This is a genomic window from Zavarzinia aquatilis (genome assembly GCF_003173035.1).
Taxonomy (GTDB): domain Bacteria; phylum Pseudomonadota; class Alphaproteobacteria; order Zavarziniales; family Zavarziniaceae; genus Zavarzinia; species Zavarzinia aquatilis.
Genome location: NZ_QGLE01000013.1, coordinates 101,929 through 116,870 on the forward strand (window position 1 = coordinate 101,929; position 14,942 = coordinate 116,870).

At 68.1% G+C, this 14,942-nt stretch carries 12 protein-coding genes; 6 read left to right on the top strand and 6 right to left on the bottom strand.

Going from position 1 to position 14,942, the window contains the following annotated elements; translation table 11 throughout:
* Window positions 1-41: 41 nt before the first annotated feature.
* On the bottom strand, window positions 42-1,301 hold the full coding sequence (locus DKG74_RS18600) for a TIGR03862 family flavoprotein (protein ID WP_109907682.1): 1,260 nt from the start codon (window positions 1,299-1,301) through the stop codon (window positions 42-44).
* Window positions 1,302-1,385: 84 nt separating this feature from the next.
* Between DKG74_RS18600 and DKG74_RS18605 the strand changes: the two genes are divergently transcribed.
* From DKG74_RS18605 to DKG74_RS18615, 3 genes are all read left to right on the top strand, one after another.
* Window positions 1,386-3,236, top strand: coding sequence for a hypothetical protein (locus tag DKG74_RS18605; protein ID WP_109907683.1), 1,851 nt, complete (start codon window positions 1,386-1,388; stop codon window positions 3,234-3,236).
* 111 nt (window positions 3,237-3,347) lie between these two features.
* Window positions 3,348-3,527, top strand: coding sequence for a Flp family type IVb pilin (locus DKG74_RS18610; RefSeq protein ID WP_207779413.1), 180 nt, complete (start codon window positions 3,348-3,350; stop codon window positions 3,525-3,527).
* A gap of 84 nt (window positions 3,528-3,611) precedes the next feature.
* Window positions 3,612-3,833 (top strand): Flp family type IVb pilin, encoded by a 222-nt coding sequence (locus DKG74_RS18615; RefSeq protein WP_109907684.1) that lies wholly within the window; start codon window positions 3,612-3,614, stop codon window positions 3,831-3,833.
* 115 nt (window positions 3,834-3,948) lie between these two features.
* Here the strand turns inward: DKG74_RS18615 and DKG74_RS18620 are convergent, their stop codons facing one another.
* Complete coding sequence (locus tag DKG74_RS18620) at window positions 3,949-4,779, bottom strand: hypothetical protein (protein WP_133251624.1); 831 nt, start codon at window positions 4,777-4,779, stop codon at window positions 3,949-3,951.
* Between the two features lie 211 nt (window positions 4,780-4,990).
* On the opposite strand from DKG74_RS18620, the gene DKG74_RS18625 reads away from it, so the two are divergent.
* The gene (locus tag DKG74_RS18625; RefSeq protein ID WP_109907686.1) at window positions 4,991-6,421 is read left to right on the top strand and encodes an aldehyde dehydrogenase family protein; all 1,431 of its coding nucleotides are present in this window, start codon (window positions 4,991-4,993) and stop codon (window positions 6,419-6,421) included.
* Window positions 6,422-6,518: 97 nt separating this feature from the next.
* Here the strand turns inward: DKG74_RS18625 and DKG74_RS18630 are convergent, their stop codons facing one another.
* Window positions 6,519-7,184 carry a class I SAM-dependent methyltransferase gene (locus DKG74_RS18630; RefSeq protein ID WP_109907687.1) on the bottom strand — a complete coding sequence of 222 codons (666 nt, stop codon included), beginning with the start codon at window positions 7,182-7,184 and terminating at the stop codon, window positions 6,519-6,521.
* A gap of 118 nt (window positions 7,185-7,302) precedes the next feature.
* Window positions 7,303-7,548, bottom strand: a complete 246-nt coding sequence (locus DKG74_RS18635) for a hypothetical protein (protein WP_109907688.1) — start codon at window positions 7,546-7,548, stop codon at window positions 7,303-7,305.
* A gap of 682 nt (window positions 7,549-8,230) precedes the next feature.
* Here DKG74_RS18635 and DKG74_RS18640 point away from each other — a divergent pair.
* Both DKG74_RS18640 and pap read left to right on the top strand, forming a co-directional pair.
* The gene (locus DKG74_RS18640; protein WP_109907689.1) at window positions 8,231-11,845 is read left to right on the top strand and encodes a hypothetical protein; all 3,615 of its coding nucleotides are present in this window, start codon (window positions 8,231-8,233) and stop codon (window positions 11,843-11,845) included.
* Window positions 11,846-11,972: 127 nt separating this feature from the next.
* Window positions 11,973-13,493, top strand: a complete 1,521-nt coding sequence (pap, locus tag DKG74_RS18645; RefSeq protein ID WP_109907690.1) for a polyphosphate:AMP phosphotransferase — start codon at window positions 11,973-11,975, stop codon at window positions 13,491-13,493.
* Window positions 13,494-13,511: 18 nt separating this feature from the next.
* On the opposite strand, the gene DKG74_RS18650 is transcribed toward pap, so the two are convergent.
* Together DKG74_RS18650 and DKG74_RS18655 are read right to left on the bottom strand one after the other, a co-directional pair.
* Window positions 13,512-14,009 (bottom strand): hypothetical protein, encoded by a 498-nt coding sequence (locus DKG74_RS18650; protein WP_133251625.1) that lies wholly within the window; start codon window positions 14,007-14,009, stop codon window positions 13,512-13,514.
* 248 nt (window positions 14,010-14,257) lie between these two features.
* On the bottom strand, window positions 14,258-14,942 hold a 685-nt coding region (locus tag DKG74_RS18655; RefSeq protein ID WP_165837756.1), incomplete at its 5' end, for an AMP-binding enzyme.

The window sequence follows — 14,942 nt, forward strand, 5'->3', positions numbered from 1 at the left end:
GCGGCCCCGGCCTGCGCCGGGGCGACGAGTGATCCCTTCGATCATTGTGAAAGCGACACCGGCCCCCCGCGCAGCCAGCGCGCGGCGCCTTGCCCGGCCCGATGGCCGAGGGCGAGGCAGGCGGTCAGCAGATAGCCGCCGGTTGGCGCGTCCCAGTCGACCATCTCCCCGGCGCAGAAGACGCCTGGCAGTTCCTTCAGCATGAAATCATCGTCGAGCGCGTCGAGCGCGACGCCGCCCTCGGTCGAGATCGCCTCGGCCAGCGGCCTTGCCCGCGTCAGGGGCAGGGGCAGGGCCTTCAGGCGCCGCGCGATACCTTGCGGCGAGGCAAGGTCCGCCGGAGCCGCCCCCTCGCGCAGCAGGCCGGCGCGGACGCCGCTTAGGCCAAGGCAGCGGCGCAGGTGATCGGTCAGGCTGTGACGCCCCTGCGGCTTCGACAGGGCGGCGGCGAGGGCCGCCTCGTCCCGCCCCGGCATCAGGTCGAGGAGGAGGATGGCCGGTTGCCCCTGATCGAGCGCGCGCCGCGCCGCCGCGGCGAGGGGATAGATGGCGCCGCCCTCGACCCCGCCTTCCGTCACCACGAATTCGCCCCGGACCTCCTGATCGCCGAAGCGCACCGCGACGGGTTTCACCGGCTGGCCGGCGAAACGCCCGCGAAACACCTCGGACCAGGCGACGTCGAAACCGCAATTGCTGGCACCGAAGTCATGGGTGGCGATCCCCCGCGCCGACAGCAGGGGGCGCCATGCGCCGTCGCTGCCGAGGTTGGGCCAGCTGGCGCCGCCGAGGGCGAGCACGGTGGCTGCCGGGGCCGGAATGCCGCATGGGCCGCCGGGCGTCTCGAAACGGAGGGCGCCATCGTCACCGAAACCGCACCAGCGGTGCCGGACATGGATCTTAAGCCCCTTGGCGCGCAGGCGGCGCAGCCAGGCGCGCAGCAGGGGCGCGGCCTTGAAGCCGGCCGGAAAGATGCGCCCGGACGAGCCGGTGAAGGTCTCGATGCCGAGACCGGCGGCGAAGGCGGTGATCTCGCCCGGGCCGAAGGATCGGATCGCGGCTTCCAGCCGGGGCCGCGCCGGGCCGTAGCGGCCCAGCAGGGGCTCCAGCGCCTCGGCATGGCTGATGTTGAGGCCGCTCTTGCCCGCCATCAGGAATTTCCGCCCGAGCGAGGGCATGGCGTCGTAAAGCGCGACCGCGCAGCCGGCGTCGAGCAGGCTTTCCGCCGCCATCAGACCGGCGGGGCCACCGCCGATCACCACCGCCGGGGCCGTCTGGGGGTGGGGATCGTCGACGGCGTTCATTTGTTAACCCTATTCGTGCTGCAATGGGCGCCAACCGCCGGTTCGCGCGACCGGATGCTCGGTCCTGTCTGAAGCTGGAATGCCATGAACCGTACTTTCGCCGGCCGCCTTCTGCCGTTTCTGTTCATCCTGGCCGCCCTTGCCCTGCACCTGCGCCTGGCGGGTGGGCCGGACGGCGCCATCGGCGCGCACCGGCTTCTCGATACCGACAGCTATACAAGGCTGCTCCGGGTCGAGCAATTGTGGCAGGGCGGCGGCTGGTGGGACAACACGGTAACGCGCATGGGCGCGCCCGAAGGGATGCCCCTGCACTGGACCCGGCCGCTCGACCTGCTGATCCTGGGGCCGGCGATGGTGGCGGCGGCGCTGGGCGTGCCCCAGCCACAGGCGCTGTGGTGGTCGGGGATGCTGATCTGTCCCGTGCTGCACATCATCGCCTGTCTGCTCGCGGTCTGGGCGGCGCGCGCGCTGTGGTCGCGTGAGGTTTCTTGGTTCGCCGGCATCATGCTGCTGGCCCAGCCCATCGTGCTCGCCTATGGCGCCGTGGGGCGGGCTGATCACCATGTGCTGATCCTGCTCTGCGCCGTGGTCCTGCTCGGCGCCGCGCTGCGGGCGGCGATGTCGGTGGAGCGTCATGGCATGGCCTTGCTGGCCGGTGCCGCCGGGGCACTCGGGGTCTGGGTCGGCCCGGAGGCTTTGCTCGTCGTGGTGCCGATACTGGCCGCCTTCGGCCTTCTGTTCGTGGCGGGCAGGGACGAGGGTGCGGCGCTCGCCGCGCAGGGGCTGCGGATCGCCATTGGTTTCACCGGCGGGATCGCTCTTGCCCTTGCCGTCGATGTGGAACCGGCCCGGTGGCTGACGGCCGAGCATGACCGCGTTTCCATCGTCCATCTCGGCCTCGGTCTCGCCATGACCTTCGTCTTCGCCGGCAGCTTGCTGCTCGACCGCCTCCTTGTACGGAGGACGAGCGAGAAGCGCCGGGTATGGCGACGTATCGTTGTCGGCGCCCTGTTTTCGGTGGTGGCTCTGGCGGCCCTCGCGCTGGCCTTCCCCGGGTTCGAGAAGGCGTCGCTCAGCTTCACCGATCCTGACATGCAGGCGGTGATCGGCCGGATCAAGGAAATGCAGCCCTTCGATCTGCGACAGGTCGTGGGCTGGTCGGATCTCCTCTCCCAGGTCGGGGGAATCGCGCTGACCGTCCTCTGGCTGCCCTTTGCCTTGGTCGGAAAGGGGGAGGGGCCTGCCCGCCGCGCCATCGTCGTCCTTCTGGCGACCGCTCTCATGACACTCGTCGCCGGGCTGGAATTCCGGCGCTTCATTGTCGAATTCGCGGCGGCCGGTACCGTCGCCTCGGCCGGTCTGCTGGCTGCGGCGGGGCGGGTGCTGGCTGGGCTGCGGTGGCTGCCCAGGATCGCCGGCCTGGCGCTGGTAACCCTCGGGATGGCCCTGATCGTGCCGCTTGCCGGCCTTGCACTGCCGGGGCGGGAGCAAGTCCGGCGCGAGGCCTGCGATCTGTCGCAGCTGGTCGCCGCCCTGAACGGTGTCCGCTCCCCGGAGCTTCAGGGCCCCGACGATCCGATCGTGCTGTCGGACGATATCAATGCCGGGCCGAGAATCGCCTACGAGACTGCTTTCCGCACCGTGGCCGGGCCTTACCATCGCGGCTCGGCATCGCTGCACGACGCCCTCGCGGTGTTTTCCGCAACCGATCCTCAGGCCGTTTTAACGGTCCTGCGCAGGCGCGATGTCGATTACATCGCCGTGTGTCTGGTCGCGGGCGGTGGCATCCTGCGACGACTCGATCCCGGTTACCTGAATGGGCATCTTTTGGCCGCCAATGCCCCGGAATTCCTGGAATTCGTGCCTATTCAATCCAATTTGGTGCAATCTCTGGCGCTTTTCCGGGTACGCCCTGCAATCGAAACGCCGCGTTAAGAATTACGGTCCATAGTCTTCTCATGCGCCGGGCGGATTGATTGGCGCTAGGAATATGGTACCCGTTTGACGGGATCGGATAGAGCCGATGTCCCGAACAGGAGAGATGAAATGCTTCGCAATCTGATCGCCTCGATGCGCAAGACCGACGAACGCGGCGCGACCGCCATCGAATATGCCCTGATCGCCGCGCTGATCGCCGTCGCCGCCATCGTGGCCATGGGCTTCGTCGGCAATGGCATCAGCGATGTGTTCACCAACGTCTCGGACACGCTGAACAACGCCACCTAATCGTCTGACTGATCCCTTCGGGGTCATCTTCGATCAAGGGCCTTTGCCCCGCTGTGTCGCCCAGGCGATGCGGCGGGGCTTAATATGAGAGGGCGTCTCGGCATGATCAGGGCAGCGTTACGCCGCCTCGCCGGCCTTACGGTCCAGGAAGCGACTCCGCCCCCTCCGTCCGTCGAGGAGCAGGGGGCCACCTCTCTGGAATATGTCTTCATCGCCAGCCTGATTTCGCTGGTGGTGTTCCTCGTCGTCTTTCAGATCGGCGACTGGGTTCTCGCCCAGTTCGGCCGCATGGCGAACGCCCTCTGATCGCGGGCCGGAATCGGCGATCAATCCCCCCTTTCCCTCGCCTTGCGCAGACGGCCGTTTCCGGCCGCCTGTTGTCATGACTCAGCCTGTTTCCTGACTCAGCCAGATCCCTGACTCAGGGCGTAATGATTCTGATGCTGCGTGCCGGCAGGGCGCCGCCCGTCGCGGCGGGTTCGGCCGGCGTGGCGGCCGACTCCGGGGATGCCACGGCATGGGAATCGCTCGTTTCGGCGCTTTCGGCCGGTTTTGTCCCCGATTCCTCCACGGCCTGCGGCTCGGTCGTCCCGACCGCCTGCGGCTCGGTCGTCCCGACCGCCTGCGGCTGGGGGGGCTCGACCGGCTCCGGCAGAGGGGACACGGGATCGGCGGCGGGGGCCGGGACTGGCTCGGGCGTGGCGGACGGCAGCGCCGTGGCGGCGGCGTCGGCGGGTGTCGACTCGGGCGTCGCCGGGGCGGAAGCCGGCGGGACTTCGATGAAGAGCGGGCCGGGGCCGCCCGGCGGCGTCGCCGCGTCAGGCGCGGCTGGTGCATTCGCGCCGGCATCATAGATCACGGTCGCCCCCGCGGCGGGATCCGCCGGCATCGAAGGCGTCGTTGTGGAGGGGGCCGCCGGTGCGCTTGTCGCGTCGAAGATCGTGGTTGCGCCGGCCGCGGGATCGACCGCCGTGCCTTCCGCCGATGAGTTCGTCTCGGGGGCGGCTTCGGTGGGCGATGCGGCAGGCAGGGCGGAAGGGGTCGATTCGATGATGGGGGCGGGCACCGGCCTGGGTTCGGCGGCAGGCGCGGCGTTTTCCGTGTTGCCGGGCGCCGTCGCCGGGGCGGTCGGCTGCGTGTAGTAATCCGGGAACGCCCGGCGCTTCGACAGACGGTCGCCGAGGCTGTCGCAGCCGGCGAGCGTGGCGCCGGCGCAAAGCGCCAGCAAGATCGTTGTCGTGGCGCGTGGCATGTCGATCCCTCGTCCGATATCCGCCTATTGCAGTGAAACAGCCGGCCTTGGCCGTCAAGTGAGAGTTGGACAAATTGTCAGCTATTTCACGCCGAATTGGTGCCGAGCCCGCAGGAGGCTGGCATTCGCCCACGACACTCGACGCCGGCTATCAATGGCCCTAACGTCCCAGACCACGACAAGGCCGGAGCAACCGGCGAGGAGGAGGCTCATGAAAGACTATCTGAAGTTCTATATCGACGGTGCCTGGGTCGATCCGGCGGTGCCGAAGGCGCTCGATGTCATCAATCCGGCGACCGAAGAGGCTTTCGCGCGGATTTCCCTCGGCTCGGCGGTCGATGTCGACCGGGCGGCCAAGGCGGCGCGGGCGGCTTTCGAGAGCTACAGCCAGACGACGCGGGAAGAGCGCATTGCCCTCCTCGAGCGGATTCTCGCCGCCTATCAGGCGCGCTACGCCGATTTCGTCGAGGCGATCTCGACCGAAATGGGCGCGCCCGCCTTCCTGTCCAAGGCGGCGCAGGCGGCGACCGGCGTCGCCCATCTCGCCAAGATGATCGAAGTCCTGAAAACCTTCGAGTTTCAGGACGTGCGCGGCACCACGGCGATCTCCAAGGAGCCCGTGGGCGTCTGCGGTTTCATCACGCCGTGGAACTGGCCGATCAACCAGATCGTCTGCAAGGTCGCGCCCGCGCTCGCCGCCGGCTGCACCGTCGTTCTGAAGCCGTCCGAGATCGCGCCCGTCAATGCCATGATCTTCGCCGAAGTGCTGCACGAGGCGGGCGTGCCCAAAGGCGTGTTCAACCTCGTCAATGGCGATGGGCCGGGCGTCGGCCAGCCGCTGTCGTCCCATCCCGATATCGACATGGTCTCCTTCACCGGCTCGACCCGGGCGGGTGTCCTCGTCGCCAAGGCGGCGGCCGACACGGTCAAGCGCGTGCATCAGGAACTGGGCGGCAAATCGGCCAACATCATCCTGCGCGATGCTGACCTCACCGCGGCGGTCAGCGGCGGCGTGCGCGGCGTCATGAACAATTCCGGCCAGTCGTGCAATGCGCCGACCCGGATGTTCGTGCCGCGCGAATCGCAGGGCGCGGCGATGGAGATCGCGAAGGCGACGGCCGAGCAGATCAAGGTGGGCAATCCCTTCGACAAGGGCGTGACCATGGGGCCTGTCGTCTCGGATGTGCATTTCCGCAAGATCCAGGGCCTCATCGCCAAGGGGATCGAGGAGGGCGCGACCCTGGTGACCGGCGGTCTCGGCCTGCCGGAGGGGTTGAACAAAGGCTATTTCGTGCGGCCGACGGTCTTCGCCGACGTCACCAACGACATGACCATCGCGCGTGAGGAAATCTTCGGCCCGGTGCTCGCCATCCTGCCCTATGACACCGAGGAAGACGCGATTCGCATGGCCAATGACACGGTCTATGGCCTGTCGGGCTATGTGCAGTCGGGCGATATCGAGCACGCGCGCAAGGTCGCGGCCCGGCTGCGCACCGGCAACGTGCACCTGAACGGCGCCGGCCCTGACTTCGCCGCGCCCTTCGGCGGCTTCAAGCAGTCCGGCAACGGTCGTGAATGGGGCGAGTTCGGCCTCGAGGAATTCCTCGAGATCAAGGCCGTGCTCGGCTGGCAGGCGGCCTGACGGCGCTCGGCTGGCAGGTGGCCTGACGGCGCTCAGCTGGCAGGTGGCCTGACGGCCAGGCCGTGCCCGTGGGAACCGCCACGGGCACGGCGTCCGTTCAGGCCCCGATGAAGCGCCAGACCGACGTCCGCTTGACCTCGGCATCCTCGAGCTCTCGGGATACCGGAATTTCATAGATGGCCAGCGACTCCAGTCGCTCGCGCGGCAGGTAGCTGCGCCCCGGATCGCCGACCAGCACCACGCGACCGGCGGCGGCGAGACCGCCCAGCCAGTCGGTCACCCGGCCTGACATCGGCTGCTCGTAACAGACATCCCCCGCCAGCACGACCTCGGCCGCAAGGTCGGTCCTGCCGATCACGTCGGCGGCCTGCGCCTCGACGCTGACCCCGTTCAGCGCGGCATTGAGGGTGATCGCATCGAGGGCGAAAGGGTCGATATCGCTGGCAAGAACAGTGCGGGCACCGGCCCGCGCCGCCGCTATGGCGACGATGCCCGAGCCCGAGGCGAAATCGAACACGCGCCGGCCCGCGACCAGTTCGGGATGATCGAGGATATAGCGCGCCAATGCCTGTCCGCCGGCCCAGGCGAAGGCCCAGAAGGGCGGTGGCAGGCCCAGGGCGCCGAGGTCTTCCTCGGTCTTGTGCCAGAGCGGGATGGCTTCGCTCGCCAGATGGAGCCGCAGCTCCGGCGTATGCGGGGGCGAGACCACCGCCGTGTTCTCGGCGATGAAGCGGCGACGGTCGGGAATGGAATCGGTGGCCATGGCGCGCAGCCTGTGCTGCCGGCGCCGTCGTGGCAAGCGGCGCGCGGCCCGGCCGCCGTGGCGGCCGGGGGCGGGCCCGGGGTGCGTAATCTCTGGAATTACCCACCCCGATGCGTCGTCAGGCGCGGAAGTAACCGCCGCAGGAGCCGCAGACGATGTCGACATAATAGTTGGTGTCGAGACCGACGGTCCAGCCGACATGGCCGCACCAGGGGCACTGGGTATAGCCGCTGTAGGCAGCCTGGCCTTCGGTTTCGGTCTGCGGCGGCTTGGCCAGCAGGATGCCGAGCTTGCTCTTGTCGATGCTGCCGACATCGGCCGGATCGGTCTTGGTGCCGCGCTTGATGGACAGTTCGTTGCTCATGATGAATTCGCCCTTCGTCTCAGGTTGAACATGTACCGGTTCGGGGCCATCGCTGTATCTCGCCCTGACCTGAGAGAAATGTAGCCCGCGGACCGGCCGAAGAAAGTGAGCAAGCTCACACCCCGGGCGGGGCGGGACGTGACGGCCGTCACCATTTCCGCCGCGACCGCGGCGAAAATGTCGCACAGCCCCGAGGGATCGTATTCGGACGCCAAATCCGGGCCGATTCCCGATGGGTCCTGTATTGTCCCACAAGTATGTATGAAGAAATTAAGGTTAATGATGCCGTCGCCCGGCAGAATTTGCCCGATGGTGTCGCAGGGGAAGTGCCGCCTGCAGCCTATCCAACCAGTTTGGTGGAAGCATTGGCGGGTACTCTCTATTCCGGCGGTGTTCGTAATCGAAATGATCAGGCGGACATCACACAATCCAGTTCGTGAAGCTTCCGGGGTTTCAGATCGGGTCCAAGTGCGAAATCTGGACGGATACTGACGTTACGGGGGTTGTTGCCTCAGTATTGGGGGGTCTCTCTCCCAAATTGGTGGCAGCTGTTTTTGACGATCCAGGCGGCTTGGGGCACCCAAGTCACATTAGGGCACAGTGCCAAGTGCTGACGAGGCGGGAAGAAATGAAACACGGACAGCGTGGACCTTACAGGTCTGTTACGGGCGGGCGACTTAAGGTGGTCCTTTCCTCGACGGCGCTGGTCTCGACCCTTGCGGTCGCGACCTGGAGCTCCGCTCAGGATGCGGTGCCTGTTTCCGGGGACCAGTTCGGTTACGGGAACGACGCGCTGGCCGGCGTCAGCGGCAAGTTCGACATCTTCGGCGGCGGTGACGATAACGGCACGCTCTATGGTGGCACGGCCTCGATCGCGGCTCCGATCGGCCAGAACATGGGCTTCCAGATCGACGCGATCGCCGGTGTCGTGGCGGACGAGGCGGGCTACGCGGGCGGCGCGGCTCAGCTCTTCTATCGCGACCCGCAGCAGTTCATGGTCGGTATCGCCGGCGGCGGCTATTATGTCGAAGGGCTGAAGCAGTATTCGGTCTCCGGCATCGCCGAATATTATCTCGATAACGTCACCCTCGAAGGCCTCGCCGGCTATCAGTGGGGCGATGTCGTCGAAGACAGCTTCTACGGCCGCGTCGGCGCCTCGATCTACGTCAATCCCAACCTGCGCCTCGGCGCCGGTGTCGCCTACGCGGAAGATACCGGTGTGGGCGGCGACGTCGGCATCGAAGCGCTGCTGCCGGAAGTCCCGGGTGTCGCGCTCTTCGCCAACGGCATGTTCGATGAAGATGGCGCGACCGGCTTCGGCGGTGTCCGCTTCTATCTGACGCCCGCGACCAACCTGATGGACACCAACCGGACCAAGCAGGCTTCCAGCGGTCCGACCCTGATCGACATCCAGCGTCACGGTGCCCTGCGCAGCAACTATTTCATGCTGACCGGTTCGGGCTTCGGCCTGCGCCAGATCAGCCGCGCTGGCGGCGGCGAACTGCCGATCGGCGGTGGCGGCTCGGGCGGCAACGGCGGCAACGGCGGCGGTGGTAACGGCGGCAACGGTGGTGGCGGCGGCAATGGCGGCGGCGGCAACGGCGGTGGCGGCAATGGCGGCGGCGGCAATGGCGGCGGTGGCGGTACCAACGGCACCAACGGCTTGATCGACACCGTCCAGGACGTTGCCGGCAACCTGCTCGACGGCACGCCGCTGGCGCCTGTGGCCGATCTGGTCGACACGCTGGTCGACCCGACCACCGGTGCTCTGGCGCCGCTGACGGGTCCGCTGAACGACGTGACCGACAGCAACACCAATGCGCCGCTCTCGCCGGTGAACGACATCGTCGACGCCCTGGCCGGCGGCAGCGACTCGACCCTGGGCGGCGTCGTCGACGGCGTGCAGGACACGGTCAGCCAGGACGCCAACAGCGGCGACTACAACGGCGGCCTGATCGACCTCGTTCAGGACATCGTCGGCAACGCGCTCGACGGCACGCCGCTGCAGCCGGTGGCTGACGGCGTCGACACGCTGGTCGATCCGACCACGGGCGCTCTCGCCCCGCTGACCTCGGCGCTGAACGACGCCACCAATGTCGACGCGAATGCGCCCCTCGCCGGCGTGACCGAGATCGTCGATGCGCTGGCCGGTCCGCAGGACGCGACCCTCGACTCGACCACGGATGGCGCGCAGGACCTGCTCAGCCAGAACGCCGACAGCGGCAACGTGAACGGCGGCCTGATCGACGAAGTGCAGGGTGTCGTCGGCAATCTGCTGAACGGCACGCCGCTGGAGCCGCTGGTCGGCGCGGTGGACATGCTGGTCGATCCGACCACCGGTGCTCTCGCTCCGCTGACCGGTCAGCTGAACGACGTCACCAGCGTCGCCGGCAATGCGCCGCTGGCTTCGGTGACCGAAATCGTCGACGGCCTGGCCGGCCCGAGCAACGGCGAACTCGATCCGGTGCTCGACGCGGTGAACGAGCTGCTCAGCGGCTCGACCCTGGCCGGTGGCTTCGGCGGCCTGCCCGGCCTGCCGGGTGGCGGCGCGAACCCGCTGGAAGGCGTTCCGGTGCTCGGCGATCTCGCTGGTGCCCTGACCAGCCTCGGCGGCGGCGGTTTGCCCGGCCTGCCGAGTGGTGGTTCCAACCCGCTGGAAGGCGTTCCGGTGCTCGGTGACCTCGTCGGTGCCCTGACCAGCCTCGGCGGTGGCGGCCTCGGTGGTGGTTCCAACCCGCTGGAAGGCGTTCCGGTGCTTGGCGATCTCGCCGGTGCCCTGACCGGCCTCGCCGGTGGCGGCCTCGGTGGCGGTGCCGACGGCGGCGCGATCGACGAAGTGCAGGGCATCGTCGGCAATCTGCTCGACGGCACCCCGCTGGCGCCGGTCGCCGATGCGGTCGACATGCTGGTCGATCCGACCACCGGTGCCCTGGCGCCGCTGACCGGCCAGCTCAACGGTCTGACCGATGTCGCCACTGGCCCGCTCGGCCCGGTGACCAGCCTGGTCGACGCTCTGGCCGGCCCGAACGGCGGCGCGCTCGATCCGGTGCTCGACGGCGTGCATGACCTGCTGGCCGGTGACATCGGCCTGCCGGGTGGCGGCTCGAACCCGCTGGAAGGCGTTCCGGTGCTCGGCGATCTCGTCGGGACCCTGACCGACCTCGGTGCCGGCGGCCTCGGCGGCGGCTCGAACCCGCTGGAAGGCGTTCCGGTGCTCGGCGATCTCGTCGGGACCCTGACCGACCTCGGTGCCGGCGGCCTCGGCGGCGGCTCGAACCCGCTGGAAGGCGTTCCGGTGCTCGGCGATCTCGTCGGGACCCTGACCGACCTCGGTGCCGGCGGCCTCGGCGGCGGCTCGAACCCGCTGGAAGGCGTTCCGGTGCTCGGCGATCTCGTCGGGACCCTGACCGACCTCGGTGCCGGCGGCCTCGGCGGCGGCTCGAACCCGCTGGAAGGCGTTCCGGTGCTCGGCGATCTCGTCGGGACCCTGACCGACCTCGGTGCCGGCGGCCTCGGCGGCGGCTCGAACCCGCTGGAAGGCGTTCCGGTGCTCGGCGATCTCGTCGGGACCCTGACCGACCTCGGTGCCGGCGGCCTCGGTGGCGGCTCGAACCCGCTGGAAGGCATTCCGGTGCTCGGCGATCTCGTCGCCAGCCTGACCGATCTCGGTGCCGGCGGCCTGCCGGGTCTGCCGGGTGCTGGCAGCAACCCGCTGGACGGCGTTCCGGTGCTCGGTGACCTCGTCGGTGCCCTGACCAGCCTCGGCGGTGGCCTCGGCGGCTCGGGTTCGGTCGGCACCATCGACGAAGTCCAGGGTGTCGTTGCCAACCTGCTCGGTGGCACGCCGCTGGAGCCGGTCGCCGGTGTGGTCGATACGCTGGTTGATCCGCTCACCGGCGCTCTGTCGCCGCTGACCGGTCCGCTGAACGACGTCACCAACGTTGCCTCCGGCCCGCTCGGCCCGGTGACCCAGCTGGTCGACGCGCTGGTCGGTCCGACCGACGGTGCGCTCGATCCGGTGCTCGACGCGGTGAATGGCCTGCTCTCGGGTGATTTCGGTGGTACCGATCTCCTCGGCGGTCTCGGTGGCCTCAGCTCGCTCGGCGGTGGCCTGGGTGGCCTCAGCTCGCTCGGCGACCTCGGTTCGCTGGCCTCGCTGCTCGGCGGCGGCGGTCTGCCGGACGCTTCGGCCCTCAGCAGCATTCCGGTGCTGGGCAGCCTGGTCGAGACCCTGACGGGCAGCTTCGATACAGCGAGCAACCCGCTCGGTTCGCTGACCGGCCTGCTGGGCGCCTGATCGGCACCTTTCAGCGCCTGAAGATTGGGGGCCGCGGTCATGCCGCGGCCCCTTTTCTTTTGTACCGTTGCTTCGCCGGGGCGGTTGGGGAACCCTGTCGCGGCCTTGGACGAAGGAGGCGGTGGGAATGTTCGAGAGTGCGGAGATCGGCAACCGGCTGGACAAGGCGGCCTATGACCGCGAGATGCCCCGGCTGCGCGCCCGGCTGATCCAGCTGCAGACCGAATTGATCAATCGCCGTTCGACCGAAGTGCTGATCGTCGTTAACGGCGTGGTCGGCGCGGGCCGCAGCGAGACGGCGCATCTGATCGGTGAGTTATTCGATCCCCGCCAAGTCGAGGTCGTGCCCGATCTGCCGCCCAATGACGAGGAATGCTGTCGCCCGCCGATGTGGCGCTTCTGGCGCAGCCTGCCGGCCAAGGGTCGTATCGGCGTCTATTTCGCCGGCTGGTACGGGCCGCCCATGGAAGACCGGCTGAAACGGCGTCGCGACAAGGCCCAGTTCGACATGGAGCTGGAGGCGATCAAGCGTTTCGAGCAGATGGTGGTGGACGAGGGGGCTCTCGTCATCAAATTCTGGTTCCACCTCTCTGCCAAGGAACAGAAGAAGCGGCTCGAGGCCCTCGAAGCCGACAATGAGACCAGCTGGCGCGTCACCAAGGAAGACTGGAAGCGTGCCGGCGCCTATCGCCGCATCCGCAACATCGCCGAGCGCACGGTGCGCGAAACCTCGACCGGTGTCGCGCCCTGGTTCGTCATCGAGGGGCTGGATCGGTCCTACCGTGAAATCGCCGTCGCGCGGACCCTGGTCGACGAAATTTCGCGCGTGATCGCGGCCCAGGACGAGGCGACGGAGCAGAAGCCGAAGCTGCCGGCACCGCGTAAGGCTGCCCGGCGCCGGGGCGATCCGCCGCCGCTGACCCATTTGGGCACGACCAATGTGTTGAGCGCGCTCGATCTCGGCCTGCGCCTGTCGAAGGACGATTACAAGCAGGCGCTGCCTCATTGGCAAGGGCGGCTGGCGCGGTTGTCGCGGGAGAAGGCGCTGCGCCATCATGGCGTGATCGCCCTGTTCGAGGGCTATGACGCCGCCGGCAAGGGCGGCGCGATTCGTCGGGTGTCCGAGGCGCTGGATCCGCGCTTCTACCGCATCGTGCCCATCGCCGCGCCCAGCGATGAGGAGCGCCAGCATCCCTATCTCTGGCGTTTCTGGCGACATATGCCACCGCGAGGGCGCCTGGCCATCTTCGACCGCTCCTGGTACGGGCGGGTGCTGGTCGAGCGGGTCGACCACCTGCTGGCCGAGCCGGTCTGGCGCCGGGCCTATGCCGAGATCAACGAACTCGAGCAGGAACTGGTCGACTCGGACATGATCATCGCCAAATTCTTCATGGTGGTCTCGCCCGAGGAACAGCTGCGCCGCTTCCGCGAGCGGCAGAAAGTGGCCTTCAAGCGTTACAAGATCACGCCGGACGACTGGCACAATCGGGAAAAACGCGCCGATTACGACGATGCGGTGATCGAGATGATCGCCCGCACCTCGACCGAACTCGCGCCCTGGTGCCTGGTCGAGGGCGAGGACAAGAACTATGCCCGCATCAAGGTGCTGCGCACCCTGGTCGAAACCATCGAGAAGAAGCTCGGCTGACGACCCGGCCGCCGCGTGTCAGCGCGCGGCGAGGCGGGTATTGATCGTCTCGAAACTCGAGGCGGCCAGCGTCCGGCAGGTGATGGCGATGTCCTGGGCGGTGGCCGGATTGACCTGAAACAGGCGCGAGGCGAGGCCCTTGTGCGCCCGGTCGGCCAAAGCGGCGACGGTTTCGGCCGAGGCATCCGCCTGTCCGGCATCGCGCAGTCCTTCGACCAGCAGGGCATCGGCACCGCGCTCGCTCGCCGCCAGCCGTTCGGCCAAGCCGTCATAGGCCGCGCGTGCGGCGCGGCGGCTTTCGCTGCCCGGAATGGCCGGCACGGTCGCGGCGGCGACGGCCTCGCGGCACAGGAGATGCGCGCTGCCAAGGGCGATCTTGTCGTTGACGGGATCAAGGCCGAGAACGCTCGCCTGCGCCTTCACGAAGGCCGCGGGCAATCCGGCCGGGACGGAGTCGGCCAGAGCGGGGGCCGCCAGAACGACGGCGATCAAAGCGGACGCGCACATACGCAACATGAAGAACCTCGCGGGCAAAGCACAATTCCATGGTGCGATGCGGCAAGGGGTTTGGGAATTGCAATATGAGCATTCCTCGCATGACCCCCCGTCCAGCCAGGGCACGAAGGCCGGACGGGGGGTCATGGACCGGGAAAGAACAGGTGCCCGGAAGCGGAAATCCCTCGGCGATTGCCCACCTCACCCCCCGTCCTTGTATCTCTCCCCCCGCAAGCGGGCGGAGAGGGCCGGGGTGAGGTGGGGGCGCCTTACTTGTTCTGCCGGTTGTCGATCAGGTCGGTGACGACGGACGGATCGGCGAGGGTCGAGGTGTCGCCGAGGGCGCCGAATTCGTTCTCGGCGATCTTGCGCAGGATGCGGCGCATGATCTTGCCCGAGCGGGTCTTGGGCAGGCCGGGGGCGAACTGGATCAGGTCCGGGCTGGCGATCGGGCCGATCTCGCGGCGGACCCAGGCGACCAGTTCCTTCTTCAGCGCGTCCGTGGGTTCCTCGCCGGCATTCAGGGTGACATAGGCATAGATGCCCTGGCCCTTCAGGTCGTGGGGATAGCCGACGACGGCAGCCTCGGCCACCTTGGCGTGGGCGACCAGGGCGCTCTCGACCTCGGCGGTGCCCATGCGGTGGCCCGAGACGTTGATCACGTCGTCGACCCGGCCGGTGATCCAGTAGTAACCGTCCTCGTCACGGCGGCAGCCGTCGCCGGTGAAATATTTGCCCGGGTAGGTCGAGAAATAAGTCTGCACGAAACGCTCGTGATCGCCGTAAACCGTGCGCATCTGGCCCGGCCAGCTGTCGGCGATGACGAGGTTTCCCTCGGTCGCGCCCTCGAGCACATTGCCCTCGGCGTCGACCACCTGGGGCGCGACGCCGAAGAAGGGCAGGGTGGCGGAGCCGGGCTTCAGGGCGATGGCGCCGGGCAGCGGCGTGATCAGG